Origin of the sequence: Umezawaea sp. (assembly GCF_036375055.1) — a bacterium.
Classification (GTDB): Bacteria; Actinomycetota; Actinomycetes; order Mycobacteriales; family Pseudonocardiaceae; genus Umezawaea.
Genome location: NZ_DASUSQ010000084.1, coordinates 1 through 13,301, shown reverse-complemented (window position 1 = coordinate 13,301; position 13,301 = coordinate 1). Strand labels below are relative to the sequence as shown.

General features: G+C 70.3%; 12 protein-coding genes. 10 read left to right on the top strand and 2 right to left on the bottom strand.

The genetic code is table 11. The annotated features are described in order from the left end of the window. The first annotated feature begins 72 nt into the window (after window positions 1–72). The 4 genes from VFZ92_RS23220 (at window position 73) to VFZ92_RS23205 (ending at window position 4,494) form a co-directional block, all read left to right on the top strand. A complete protein-coding gene (locus VFZ92_RS23220; RefSeq protein ID WP_330878124.1) occupies window positions 73–831 on the top strand; it encodes an urease accessory protein UreD in 759 nt (252 codons plus the stop codon). Window positions 832–998: 167 nt separating this feature from the next. After that, window positions 999–1,652, top strand: coding sequence for a pyridoxamine 5'-phosphate oxidase (gene pdxH, locus VFZ92_RS23215; RefSeq protein ID WP_330878123.1), 654 nt, complete (start codon window positions 999–1,001; stop codon window positions 1,650–1,652). A gap of 53 nt (window positions 1,653–1,705) precedes the next feature. Further along, the gene (locus VFZ92_RS23210; protein WP_330878122.1) at window positions 1,706–2,983 is read left to right on the top strand and encodes an MFS transporter; all 1,278 of its coding nucleotides are present in this window, start codon (window positions 1,706–1,708) and stop codon (window positions 2,981–2,983) included. 125 nt (window positions 2,984–3,108) lie between these two features. Then, entirely contained in the window at window positions 3,109–4,494 is a 1,386-nt protein-coding gene (locus tag VFZ92_RS23205) for an APC family permease (RefSeq protein WP_330878121.1), read from the top strand. A gap of 60 nt (window positions 4,495–4,554) precedes the next feature. Here the strand turns inward: VFZ92_RS23205 and VFZ92_RS23200 are convergent, their stop codons facing one another. Then, window positions 4,555–5,016, bottom strand: coding sequence for a GNAT family N-acetyltransferase (locus tag VFZ92_RS23200; RefSeq protein ID WP_330878120.1), 462 nt, complete (start codon window positions 5,014–5,016; stop codon window positions 4,555–4,557). A 39-nt stretch (window positions 5,017–5,055) separates the two neighbouring features. On the opposite strand from VFZ92_RS23200, the gene VFZ92_RS23195 reads away from it, so the two are divergent. Next, complete coding sequence (locus tag VFZ92_RS23195; RefSeq protein WP_330878119.1) at window positions 5,056–5,940, top strand: aldose 1-epimerase family protein; 885 nt, start codon at window positions 5,056–5,058, stop codon at window positions 5,938–5,940. A gap of 29 nt (window positions 5,941–5,969) precedes the next feature. After that, window positions 5,970–7,181 (top strand): amidohydrolase, encoded by a 1,212-nt coding sequence (locus VFZ92_RS23190; protein WP_330878118.1) that lies wholly within the window; start codon window positions 5,970–5,972, stop codon window positions 7,179–7,181. Here VFZ92_RS23190 and VFZ92_RS23185 read toward each other — a convergent pair. Next, entirely contained in the window at window positions 7,178–8,311 is a 1,134-nt protein-coding gene (locus VFZ92_RS23185; RefSeq protein WP_330878117.1) for an acyl-CoA dehydrogenase family protein, read from the bottom strand. The genes VFZ92_RS23190 and VFZ92_RS23185 overlap by 4 nt on opposite strands. A gap of 82 nt (window positions 8,312–8,393) precedes the next feature. Between VFZ92_RS23185 and VFZ92_RS23180 the strand changes: the two genes are divergently transcribed. The 4 genes from VFZ92_RS23180 (at window position 8,394) to VFZ92_RS23165 (ending at window position 13,288) form a co-directional block, all read left to right on the top strand. Next, window positions 8,394–8,990 (top strand): TetR/AcrR family transcriptional regulator, encoded by a 597-nt coding sequence (locus VFZ92_RS23180; protein WP_330878116.1) that lies wholly within the window; start codon window positions 8,394–8,396, stop codon window positions 8,988–8,990. Then, window positions 8,987–9,949: a carbohydrate kinase gene (locus tag VFZ92_RS23175; RefSeq protein WP_330878115.1), complete on the top strand. Its 963-nt coding sequence runs from the start codon at window positions 8,987–8,989 to the stop codon at window positions 9,947–9,949. The genes VFZ92_RS23180 and VFZ92_RS23175 overlap by 4 nt, the downstream gene beginning before the upstream one ends. A 562-nt stretch (window positions 9,950–10,511) precedes the next feature. Continuing rightward, on the top strand, window positions 10,512–11,825 hold the full coding sequence (locus tag VFZ92_RS23170; protein WP_330878114.1) for a citrate synthase: 1,314 nt from the start codon (window positions 10,512–10,514) through the stop codon (window positions 11,823–11,825). Between the two features lie 248 nt (window positions 11,826–12,073). Beyond that, window positions 12,074–13,288: a cryptochrome/photolyase family protein gene (locus VFZ92_RS23165; protein ID WP_414719981.1), complete on the top strand. Its 1,215-nt coding sequence runs from the start codon at window positions 12,074–12,076 to the stop codon at window positions 13,286–13,288. Window positions 13,289–13,301: the final 13 nt, after the last annotated feature.

Sequence of the window (13,301 nt, the reverse complement as noted above, 5' to 3'; positions counted from 1 at the left end):
AGGCCGGTCGGTCGCCCGCGCTCGCGCGGGTGGCCCGGTCGGTGACGGCGTCGCGGCAGTGCGGGCGGCACCGTGAGGGCGCGGGCCCGCCTGGTGGTGGAGCGGGACGCCGACGGCCGCAACGTCGTCCGCGACCTGCGGTCGATGGCGCCCATCACGCTGGTGCCGCACCGCGGTCGCGTGAGGTCCGCGAACGAGCCAGCGCTGGTGCACCTCGTCAGCTCGGTGACCGCCCCGCTCGGCGGCGACGACCTCGAACTCGTCGTGGAGGTCGGCGAGGGCGCGCACCTCGTCCTGCGGGGCGTCGCGGCCACGCTGGCGCTGCCCGGCCACCTCCCCGGCGGGAGCCGCGCCCGCGTCCGGATCGAGGCCGGGCCCGGCTCCGCCGTGCAGTACGTGCCGGAGCCGACGGTCGTCACCCAGCGTGCTCGCCACGAGGCCGAGCTGGTCGTCGAACTGGCCGGGAGCGCGCTGCTGCGGACGCGCGAGGTGCTGGTGCTCGGAAGGGCCGGTGAACGGCCGGGGTCGCTGACGAGCAGCGTGCGGGTCCGCCGCGACGGGGGGCCGCTGCTGGCGCAGTCGCTGCGAATCGGCGAGGCCGAACTGGACGCCAGCGCGGCCCACCTGGCGGGCAGTCGCGTGGTCGGTACTGAAGTCCTTTGCTGGGGCGAAGATCCGACCGACGCGATTTCACACGATTGGTGGTCACTCGTTCCGTTGGCGCGTGGCGGCAGCCTCGTGACCTCGCTCGCGAGCGACGCGGTGACCGCTCAAGCCCGGCTCGACGCGGCACTGGATGTTCACCCCGGATGGCGTTCACGTGTCAACTGATCATCTGACTCGATCACGTTCACGATTCCGAAGAGTTGATCACACACACAGTGACCATCCAGGTGGGACGGATCACCAGCCAGGCGGTTCCGTGCGGGCCTCCGAACCCGTACGGTCCCCACCCACGGGGTGCCACGAGTGCCTGCTCTCCCAGGGAGGTTTCGCCGATGTCGGAGACGAATATCGCACTGCCGTCCATGCGCGTGTCGTACGAACAGGGCTCGCTGACGGAGGACGATCTCGCCGCCACGTGGCACGAGCAGTTGCAGCTGTGGCTGGACCAGGCGACCGGTGCCGGTCTGCCCGAGCCCAACGCGATGGTGCTCGCCACGGCGGACACCGAGGGCCGCCCGTCGTCCCGGACCGTGCTCGCCAAGGGCCTCGACGTCCGGGGTCTGGTCTTCTTCACCAACTACACCTCCTCCAAGAGCCACGACCTGATGGCGACCCGCTACGCCTCCGCGACGTTCCCGTGGTTCGCCATGCAGCGGCAGGCGCACGTGCGCGGCACCGTCGAGAAGGTCGGCCCGGTCGAGACCGCCGAGTACTGGAACAGCCGTCCGCGCGGTTCCCAGATGGGCGCCTGGGCGTCGCCGCAGTCGCGCGTCGTGTCGGGTCGCTCCACTTTGGAGAGCGCCCTGCACAAGATCGAGCGCCAGTTCGCCGACTCCGACCGGATCCCGGTACCCCCGCACTGGGGCGGCTGGCGCATCCGGCCCGAGGAGGTCGAGTTCTGGCAGGGCCGTCGTGACCGCATGCACGACCGGCTCCGGTTCCGCCTCGGGCGCGACGGCTGGGAGTTGCAGCGCGTGGCCCCGTGACGTCCGCGACTCCAGCCGCTCACGACTCGTTAGTTGTCCTAAGCTAACGAGTCGTGAGCGGACTGCTGCGCAAGGTCGCCATCGACACCAGGCCACTGAAGATCGTCGCCTACCGCCGGTTGTGGGTCTCGACGATCATCACCGCCGTGGGCAGCCAGCTCACCGCCGTCGCCGTGCCCAAGCAGGTCTACGACCTCACCGGCTCGTCCGGCTGGGTGGGCGTCGCCGCGGCCGTCGCGCTCGTCCCGCTGCTGGTCTTCGGCCTGTACGGCGGCGCGGTCGCCGACGCGGTCGACCGCCGCAAGCTGCTCGTCGTCACCAACGCGGGCATCGCCGCCACCTCCGTCCTGCTGTGGCTCCAGGCCGCGTTCCGCGTCGAGTCCGTGTGGGTCATCATCGCCCTGCTCGGTCTCCAGCAGGTCTTCTTCGCCCTCAACGCCCCCGCCCGCAGCGCCGTCGTCGCCAGGCTGGTGCCCGGTGAGCTGATGGCCTCGGCCGTGGCCCTGAACAGCACCGTCATGACGTTCGGCGCCGTGCTCGGCCCGATGCTCGCGGGCGCGCTGATGCCCCTGGTCGGCCTGTCGACGCTCTACCTGGTCGACGCCGTCCTGCTGACCGCGACGATCTACGCGGTCTGGCGGCTGCCCTCGATGCCGCCGCTGAGCGGCACGTCGCGCCGGGCGGGCGTCCGCGACGTCCTGGAGGGCTTCCGCTACCTCGGGATGCAGAAGCTGCTGCTGGCGTCGTTCCTGCTCGACATCATCGCCATGGTGTTCGGCATGCCGCGCGCCCTCTTCCCGGAGATGGCCGAGAACACCTTCGGCGACCCGCCCGGCGGCGGGCTGGCGCTCGGCTGGCTGTTCGCCGCCGTCCCGCTGGGAGCGATGGCCTGCGGGCTGCTCTCCGGCTGGCTGACCCGGTTGAACCGGCACGGCGCGGGCGTCGCCATCTCGGTCGTCGCGTGGGGCGTGGCCATCATCGGCTTCGGCCTGTCCCGGTCGCTGTGGCTCGCCGTGGTGTTCCTGGCGCTCGCCGGGGCTGCCGACATGGTGAGCATGGTGTTCCGCGGCGCCATCCTCCAGAACGCCGCCACGGACGAGATGCGCGGCCGGATGCAGGGCGTCTTCATCGTCGTGGTGGCGGGCGGGCCCAGGCTGGCCGACCTGCTGCACGGCACCACCGGCGCCATCGCCGGACCGGGTGCCGCGGTCGCGGGCGGCGGGGTGCTGGTCGTGGTGTTCACCGTCCTCGCGGTGCTCGCCCTGCCCGCCGTGTGGCGCTACCGCTACTCGCCCGAGGACACCCCCGAAGCCGTCCCCGAGTCCCGTTAGCGGCTCGGCGCAATCGGCTGAGCAGCCACGACGCCGGTCCGGACGGGCCGGGAAACCTTAAGGAATGCCCAATCCGCGCCGGGTCGACTACCCACCGTTGATGTGATCGGGCACACTCCCGGACCATGGCGGACGCGACGAGCGCACCGGCGCAACCGGAACTGAAACGGGCCATCGGGCCCAAGCTGCTGCTGTTCTTCGTGATCGGGGACATCCTCGGCACTGGCATCTACGCCCTCACCGGCAACGTGGCGGGCAAGATCGGCGGCGCTCTCTGGCTGCCCTTCCTCCTGGCGTTCGTCGTCGCCTTCCTGACGGCGTTCAGCTACCTCGAACTCGTCGGCAAGTACCCGAGGGCAGCGGGGGCTGCCCTCTACGCGAACCGCGCCTTCAAGATCCAGTTCCTGACGTTCATGGTCGCGTTCGCGGTGATGAGCTCGGGCATCACGTCCGCGGCGTCGGCCGCGCTGGCCTTCGGCAGGACCTACCTCCAGGCGGTGCTGCGCGAGTTCTTCTCCGACTCGATCGCGGTGCCCGCGACGCTGGTCGCGATCCTGTTCATCGTCGGGCTGGCCGCGGTCAACTTCCGCGGCGTCTCGGAGTCGGTCAAGGCGAACGTCGTCCTGACCTGCATCGAGCTGTCCGGGCTGCTGATCATCATCGCGATCGGCATCTGGGCGGTCCTCCAGGGCGACGGCGACCCGAGCCGCCTCACCCAGGTCGACCCGGCTCCGGGGCAGAGCGCGATGCTGGCGATCACGTCGGCGACCGCGCTCGCGTTCTTCGCGATGGTCGGGTTCGAGGACTCGGTGAACATGGCGGAGGAGTGCCGCGAACCGGTCCGGATCTTCCCCCGCGCGATGCTCATGGGCATGGGCGTCGCGGCCGTCGTCTACGTGCTGGTGGCGATCACGTCGTCGCTGCTGATCCCGGCCGACGAGCTGGCGAAGGCGGGCAGCGGCGCGCTGCTGAAGGTCGTGACGGTGGGGGCGCCGGGCTTCCCGCTGTGGCTCTTCTCGCTCATCGGCCTGTTCGCGGTCATCAACTCCGCCCTGATCAACATGCTGATGGCCAGCAGGCTGATCTACGGCATGTCGAACGAGCGGATCATCCCGCAGTTCTTCGCCACGGTGCACCCGTTCCGGCGCACGCCGTGGATCTCGATCATCTTCACCAGCGGCATCGCGATCATCCTGGTGTCCTTCGTGGACATCGCCGCGCTCGGCGGCACGACCTCGCTGCTGCTGCTGATCGTCTTCACCATCGTCAACATCGCCGTCCTGGTGCTGCGCAAGGAGAAGTCGGACCACGAGCACTTCAGGGCCCCGACGTGGGTCCCGGTGCTCGGCGCCGTCACGTGCGCGTTCCTGGCCAGCCCGCTCTCGGGTCGGCCGATGGGCGACTACAAGATCGCGCTGTACCTGCTCGGCGCGGGCCTCGTCCTCTGGCTCATCAACTACTTCGTCCACGGCAAGGCCGAGGAGTTCGACCCGGAGAAGCTGTCGAAGTAGTCCGCACCGGTGTGGTCCGGGGGCCGTTCCGCGTCGCGGAGCGGCCCCCGGCTCGTCGCGCTAGAGCTTCTTGCCCATCTGCAACGACCGCACGGCGAACCCGGCCGACCGGTAGAGCGCCTGCGCCGTCGTGTTGTCGCCGAACACGTTCAGGGCCAGCTCGACGGCACCGTGCGCCCGCGCGTCGTCCTCCGCGAGCGCCACCGCAGCCCTGCCGTACCCGCGCCCGCGCACGGCCTCGTCGACCCGCACCAGGTAGATCCACTCGACGCCCGCCCGCCGGTTCGGGCCTGGTCCGAGCCACAGCTCCCCTACGCGGGCGTCCCCGTCGACCACGGCGTGCACCCGGTGGCCCGGCTCGGGGAACGACGCGAACTGCGCCTCGGCGACCTCCCTGGCCACCGACTCGGTCTCGCCCGCCGACACCCGCGCCGCGACGTAGACCTCGAACTGCTCGGCCGCGAACGCGGTGAACTCGTCCTCGGTCATGGGCCGGAGGGACACGGCTCCGATCTCGTCCATGGCCGCAGCCTAGGCCGGGCACCCCACTAGGCTTCGCCCATGCTGGAGATCTCCTACGGTGCCTCGCGGGCCGTGATCGCTCGTACCGGAGCCGGACTTCGATCCTTCGAGGTGGGCGGTGCGCCGTACGTCGAGACCTACGACGAGCCACCGCCGCCGATGGGCTGCGGTTCGGTGCTCATCCCCTGGCCGAACCGGACCGCGGCGGCCACGTGGCGGCTCGACGGCGAGGTCCAGCACCTGGAGGTCACCGAGACCGCGCGGGGCAACGCGATCCACGGGCTGGTCCGGCACTCGGAGTGGACCGTCCTGGAGCACACGGGGTCGCTCGTGTCGCTGGAGACGACCGTGCTGGCGCAGGCCGGGTGGCCGGTGCCGCTGCACGTGACCACGAGCTACGCGCTGGACGACAACGGCCTCACGGTGGCGCACGGGGTGCACAACGTGGGCGACCGCCCGACGCCGTTCGGGGTCGGGACGCACCCGTACCCGAGGGCAGGGCTGTCGGAGAGCGACGACTGCACGCTGGAGCTGGCCGCGACGACCGTGCTGCCGCTCGACGCGGACACGATGGTGCCCAACGGTCCGCCGCGGCCGGTCGGGGGCACGGAGTTCGACTTCCGCACGCCGCGCTCGCTCAGGGGCGTGCACCTGGACACGCCGTTCGGCGGGTGCGAGCCGGGGCCCGACGGGCTGGTGCACCACGAGCTGCGCGGACCGGAGCAGGCCGTCGAGCTGTGGGCCGACGCGGTGTTCAAGTGGGTGCAGGTGTACACGCCGGACTCGTTCCCCGGCCGCGGCCGGGCGGTGGCGATCGAGCCGATGACGTGCCCGCCGGACGCGCTGAACTCCGGGGTGGACCTCATCGAGCTGGCGCCCGGCGAGTCGTGGGCGGCGCGCTGGGGCGTTCGTCCGTTGGCGTAGGACGTCGAATACCGTTAGCGTCGCTAAGTATGAATGTCGCTATCACGGGTGGATATGTCGTCCCGGTCGACGGGGATCCCATCGAGGGCGGGACCGTCCTGGTCCAGGACGGGAAGATCGTCGCCGTCGGGACCGACGTGGAGGTGCCCGACGGCGTCGAGGTCGTGGACGCCGCCGGGTCCTGGGTGCTGCCGGGCTTCGTCGAGGCCCACGGCCACATGGGCGTCCACGAGGAGGGCGAGGGCTGGGCGGGGCAGGACACCAACGAGATGACCGACCCCAACGGCGCCCGGATGCGCGCGCTGGACGCGATCAACCCGGACGACCTCGGCTTCCGCGACGCGCTGTCAGGAGGGGTGACCACGGCCGTCGTCAAGCCCGGTTCGGGCAACCCCATCGGTGGCCGGACGGTCGCGGTCAAGATGTGGGGCCGCACCGTCGACGAGATGCTGATCCGCGAACCGGTCAGCGTGAAGAGCGCGCTCGGCGAGAACCCGAAGCGCGTCTACGGCGACCAGACGAAGATCCCGTCGACCCGGCAGGGCGTGGCCGCGGTCATCCGCGACGCGTTCACCAGGGCGCAGGACTACAGGGCGAAGCGCGAGCACGCGGCGGCGGAGAACAAGCCGTTCGACCGCGACAACACCCTCGAAGTCCTGGTGCGGGTGCTGGACCGCGAGATCCCGTGGAGCCAGCACTGCCACCGCGCCGACGACATCGCCACGGCGCTGCGGCTGGCCGACGAGTTCGGCTACCGGCTCGTCGTCCACCACGGCACCGAGGGCCACAAGATCGCGGACCTGTTGGCGGAGAAGGGGATCCCGGTCGTCATCGGGCCCCTGTTCACCACCCGCTCCAAGGTCGAGCTGCGCGAGCGGTCGCTGCGCAACCCCGGCATCCTGGAGCGCGCGGGCGTCGAACTGGCGATCACCACCGACCACCCGGTGATCCCGATCCACTTCCTGGTGCACCAGGTGACCCTCGCCGTGAAGGAGGGCCTGGAGCGGTCGACCGCGCTGCGCACGATCACCACGAACCCGGCGCGGATCTCGGGTCTCGACGACCGGGTCGGCTCGCTCAAGCCCGGCCTCGACGGCGACGTGGTGATCTGGTCCGGCGACCCGCTCGACGTGCTCAGCCGCGCGCTGAGGGTGTTCGTCCAGGGCCGCGAGGTCTACACGTTCAACCACGCCACCGGCGTCGGTGACGTGGTCGACCCGTTCTACCAGGACACCGTCTAGAGCTTGCGGAGCGCGCGGCCGATCACCAGGCGCTGGATCTGGTTCGTGCCCTCGAAGATCTGGAGCACCTTGGCCTCCCGCATGTACCGCTCGACCGGGAAGTCGCGGGTGTAGCCCGCGCCGCCCAGCACCTGCACGGCGTCGGTCGTCACCCTCATCGCCACGTCCGTGGCGACGAGCTTGGCGATCGACGCCTGCCGCTGGAACGGCAGTCCGCGATCCCGCCGCCGCGCCGCCTCCAGGTAGGTCGCCCGCGCGGACTCGACCCCCGCCGCCATGTCGGCCAGCAGGAACTCCAGGCCCTGGAACTCGATGATCGGCTTGCCGAACTGCGTGCGCTGCTTGGCGTACGCGACGGCCTCGTCCAGCGCGGCCTGCCCGAGGCCCACGGCGCACGCGGCGATGCCGAGGCGGCCGGAGTTCAACGCGTCCAGCGCGATCTTCAGCCCGTCGCCCTCGGCGCCGATGAGCCGGTCGCCGGGCACCCGCGCGTCCTCGAAGCTCAGCTGCGCGGTGGTGGATCCGGTCAACCCCATCTTCCGCTCGGGGGCCGCGGCGGTGATGCCGGGGCCGTTGTCCACCAAGAAGCACGTGATGTCCTTTTCGGACGTTCGCGCCATCAGCGTGTAGAAGTCGGCCGCGCCCGCGTGGGTGATCCACGCCTTGGTGCCGTTGACGACGTAGTCGTCGCCGTCGCGCACCGCTCGGGTCGCCAGCGCGCCCGCGTCGGAGCCGGCGTGCGTCTCGGACAGCGCGTAGCCGCCGAGCAGGTCGCCCTCCAGCAGCGTCGGCAGCCAGCGGTCGCGCTGCTCCGGGGTGCCGAACGTGGCCAGCGGGTACGCCGACATCACGTGCACGGACACGCCGACCGCGACGGACATCCACGACGACGCGATCTCCTCAAGGGCCTGGAGGTACACCTCGTACGGCTGCTCGCCGCCGCCGAACCGCTCCGGGTAGGGCAGGCCCAGCAGGCCGGACTTGCCGAGCAGGCGGAACACGTCGCGCGGGAAGCGCTCCTGCTCCTCGGCCTCCGCCGCGCGGGGCTTCAGCTCGTCCCTGGCGATCTCGCGGACGAGCGAGATCAGGTCCTCGGCCTCGGTGGTGGGCAGCAGGCGTTCGGCGGGCATCGACGACCTCCGTTGAGTACTGGTAGCAGTACTGTAGGACGTACCCCAGTACTACTCCTAGCCGTGTGGGACAGTTCGCACCATGACCTCGATGGTCCGCAGGCCGCTGACGGGGCGGCAGACCGAGCTGCTCGCGCGCCTGGAGGCGCTCGTGCTGGCCGAGGGGTTCGCGCACTTCACGCTGGACGACCTCGCCGCCCGCCTGCACTGCTCGAAGTCCACGCTGTACGCGCTCGCGGCCAGCAAGGAGCAGCTCGCGGTCCGCGTCGTCGGCCGGTACTTCAAGGGCGCGGCCCAGCGGATCGAGGAGCGGGTCGCCGCCGTCGACGACGTCCGGGGCCGCATCGGCACCTACCTCGCGGGCGCCGCCGACGAGCTGCGCCGCGCGTCCGCCCAGTTCATCGCCGACGTGTCCGCGTTCGCGCCGACCCGCGACACCTACGAGCGCAACGCCCGCGCCGCCGCCGAGCGCCTGCGCGCGTTCATCGCCGACGGCGTCCGCGAGGGCGTGTTCCGCGACGTCCATGCGACCCTGTTCGCCGAGATGGCCGGACTGCTGATCGAGGGCATCCAGACGGGCGTGCTGACCAGGAGGGCGGGCGTCACGGACTCGGAGGCCTTCACGGCGCTCGGGGAACTCCTCCTCGACGGGTTGCAGAACGAACGGAGACGCGCGTGATCGTGGTTGCTGGTGAGGCGTTGGTCGACCTCGTCCCGTCGCCCTCGACGGCGGTCGGGCGGTTGGCCGACCTGGTGCCGCGCCTCGGCGGTGGGCCGTACAACGTGGCCATCGCGGCGGGCAGGCTGGGCGCCCCGGTGAGCTTCCTCTCGCGGGTGTCGACCGACCTCTACGGCGACGCGCTGGTCGAGCGGCTGCACGGCTCGGCCGTGCGCACCGACCTGGTGCAGCGCGGCGACGAGCCGACGACGCTGGCCGTCGTCGGCATCGGACCGGACGGGTCGGCGCGGTACTCGTTCTACGTCGAGGGCACGGCCGACCGGCTGGTGACCGACCCCGGCCCGCTCGCCGACGACGTGACCGCCGTGTCGTTCGGCACGCTGTCGCTGGTGCTGGAGCCGGGGGCGAGCGCGTACGAGGAGGTGCTGCGCCGCGAGGCCGCCCGCGGCGCGTTGACCGTGCTGGACCCGAACATCCGCGCCGCCCTGATCCACGACCCCGCCGCCTACCGCGCGCGGTACGCGGCGTGGCTGCCGCACGTCGGGCTGCTCAAGGTGTCCGTGGAGGACGCGAGGTGGCTCGCCGACCTGCCGGAGGACGCGTCCGAGGACGCCGTGCTGGAGGTGGCGCGGACGTGGGCCGCCGCCGGGCCCGCCGCGATCGTGCTGACGAGGGGCGGTGACGGGCTGGCGGTGCTGACCGGCGCCGGTGAGGTGCTGCGGGTGCCGCCGCGCAAGGTCGAGGTCGTGGACACGATCGGGGCCGGGGACACGGTGCAGGGCGCGCTGATCGCGTGGCTGCACCAGCACGGCGCGCTGAGCGCCGCCGCCGTCGGGGAGCTGACCTCGACGCAGTGGGAGGAAGCGCTGACCCACGCGGGCGACGCGGCCGCGTTCACCTGCACGAGGGCCGGGGCCGAACCGCCGTACACCGAGGAGCTGGCGGCGTTCGTGGAGTAGCGAAACGGCTCCACCCCGAGAAAATTCGGGGACGAGCCTCGGCGCCCCGGCGTGGTTGGCCGGGGCACCTTCGGTTCGTCGCGACCCCCACTGGTGAGTGGTGGCCCGATTCCCAAAGCTATCGCTCCCCGATGCCGTTTGTCGTCGCTGGAGCGTGTGACGTGTCATCACTCACAGTGCCGGGGGTGTGCGACGGGTGATCGGACGAGCACGAGAATGGCCTAGCTCTCACCCCCGATGAGGTGGCGAAAGGTGCCGGACGGGCTACCGTGGAGCGCAACGCATCCACGGGTCGGTCGACCACCGTCCGCCCGTGGATCGTGCACGCTGGCCACCGTGCGGATTACGCGATAGTTGCGTGTGATGCCGGTCCCACCTCACGGAATCGGTTCACACCAATGCTGCGAGGCGGTCAGGCCGCCGACTAGCGTGGGAGAACTGACAGGACCCCAACGGGGTGGTGCTGCGGTGCGGAGACCCATATCCGCCTACCGGCGAGTGAGACCTGCACGACCGGTCGAGCCCATGCCGCCACCCCGCCCTAGCGTGAGAGGGACTCTGAATGCCCGACGCGACGACTGCGCCGAACGACACCCGTACCGTCGCGCTGCGCCATGAGGGCGGAGAGCTCGAGATGGATCTGGTGCAGGCCACCGAAGGTGCGCCTGGCATCGAACTCGGGAAACTGCTGGCGAAAACCGGTCTGGTAACACTGGACTCCGGGTTCGTGAACACAGCCTCCTGCTCCTCTGAGATCACCTACATCGACGGTGACGCGGGAATTCTGCGTTATCGCGGGTACCCGATCGAGCAGCTCGCCGAGAAGTCGAACTTCAACGAGGTCAGCTACCTGCTGATCTACGGGGAGCTTCCGACGCAGGCGCAACTGGACGACTTCACGTCCAAGATCAGCAGGCACACCCTGCTGCACGAGGACCTCAAGAGGTTCTTCGACGGCTTCCCGCGCGACGCCCACCCCATGCCGGTGCTGTCCTCGGCGGTCTCCGCGCTGTCCACGTTCTACCAGGACAGCCTGAGCCCGTTCGACGCGACGCAGGTGGAGATCTCCACGATCCGCCTCCTCGCGAAGGTGCCGACCATAGCGGCGTACGCGTACAAGAAGTCCGTGGGCCAGCCGTTCCTCTACCCGGACAACTCGCTCGGTCTCGTGGAGAACTTCCTCCGCATGACCTTCGGTTTCCCGGCCGAGCCGTACGACGTCGACCCCGACCTGGTGAAGGCCCTCGACCTGCTCTTCATCCTGCACGCCGACCACGAGCAGAACTGCTCCACGTCGACCGTGCGCCTGGTCGGCTCGTCCGAGGCCAACCTGTTCGCGTCCATCTCCGCGGGCATCAACGCCCTGTTCGGCCCGCTGCACGGCGGCGCCAACAGCGCGGTCCTGGAGATGCTGGAGAAGATCCGCAACGACGGGGGTGACGTCGCCGCCTTCGTGAACAAGGTCAAGAACAAGGAGGAGGGCGTTCGCCTGATGGGCTTCGGCCACCGGGTCTACAAGAACTACGACCCGCGTGCCGCGATCATCAAGAAGACGGCGGACGAGATCCTCGCCAAGCTCGGCGGCGACGACGAGCTGCTGGAGATCGCCAAGAAGCTCGAAGAGGTGGCGCTCGCGGACGAGTACTTCGTGTCCCGCAAGCTCTACCCGAACGTCGACTTCTACACCGGCCTGATCTACCGGGCGATGGGCTTCCCGACGAAGTTCTTCACCGTCCTGTTCGCACTGGGCCGCCTCCCCGGCTGGATCGCGCACTGGCGCGAGATGATCCAGGACCCGGCCACCAAGATCGGCCGTCCGCGGCAGATCTACGTCGGCCCGGCGGAGCGCGACTTCCTCACGATGGACAAGAGGTAGTTCGCCCCGTTCGCGCACAAGGCCCGTGCCTCGGTGGAGGTGCGGGCCTTCGTCGTTCGCGGGGTCGGGTGGGTGGTGCCGTGGGTCGGGCGGGTGGTGGTGCCGCTGGTCGGGTGGGTCGTCATGCGATCGTGCGGTGGGTGCGCTTCCGTTGTGCGACGGGGCGTGGGCGGATCTAGCGTTGGGCGGTGGCTCCTCCGACTGTCATCTGGTTCCGCCGTGACCTGCGCACCGCCGATCACCCGGCGTTGCTCAGCGCCGCCGAGCGTTCGTCGTCCGCCCTCGGGCTGTTCGTGCTGGACGACCGGTTGCTGGCTTCGGCCGGGCCTGCTCGCACCGAGTACCTGTACCGGTGCCTGCGCGGGTTGGACGCGCAGTTGGGTGGGCGGCTGCACGTGGTGCGCGGCAACCCCGTCGAGGTCGTGCCGCGGGTCGCCGCCGGCGCGGACAGCGTGCACGTCTCCGCCGACTACGGGCCCTACGGGCGGGTGCGGGACGCGGCTGTGGAGGAGGCGTTGGGGGACGTCGAGCTCGTCCGGTCCGGGTCGCCGTACGCGGTGGCCCCCGGTCGGGTGCGCAAGGGCGACGGGACGCCGTTCAAGGTGTTCACGCCGTTCCGCCGGGCTTGGGCCGAACACGGTTGGCGCGAGCCCGCCCGCACCGATTCGTCCACTGTGGACTGGATTTCCCGGTCGGGTGGGGAGAAGCTCCCCGGCGGTGAGGCCGTCGCGGATCCGATGCCGTTGTGGGAGAAGTTCCGGGACGAGCGGTTGCCGGACTACAAGACGGCGCGCGATCGTCCCGACCTGGATGCGACCAGTCGGCTCTCGCCCTACCTGCGGTGGGGGGTGTTGCACCCGCGCACGCTGTTGGCGGAGTTGGGTCAGGGTGAGGGGGAGGCGACTTTCCGGTCCGAGTTGGCTTGGCGGGAGTTCTACGCGGACGTGCTGTGGCACCGGCCGGAGACCGCTACCAAGAACTACGACCCCCGGTTCGACCGGATGGAGCACGACGAGGACGACGGGCGGTTCGCTGCCTGGCAGGAGGGGCGGACCGGGTTCCCGATCGTGGACGCCGGGATGCGGCAGCTGCTCGCGGAGGGGTGGATGCACAACCGGGTGCGGATGATCGTCGCCAGTTTCCTGGTGAAGGACCTGCACCTGCCCTGGTGGTGGGGGGCTCGGCACTTCATGAATCACCTGATTGATGGTGATTTGGCCTCTAATCAGCACGGGTGGCAGTGGGTTGCCGGGTCCGGGACTGATGCTTCTCCTTATTTTCGGGTTTTCAACCCCGTTGTGCAGGGGGAGAAGTTCGATCCGTCCGGGGATTATGTGCGTCGGTACGTGGAGGAGTTGCGGGGGGTGGAGGGGAAGGCCGTTCACCAGCCTCGGGATCCTATTGTGGATCATGCTCATGAGCGGCAGGTGGCTTTGGCCCGGTATGGGGTGGTGAAGGGGTGAGGTCCCTTGCCCC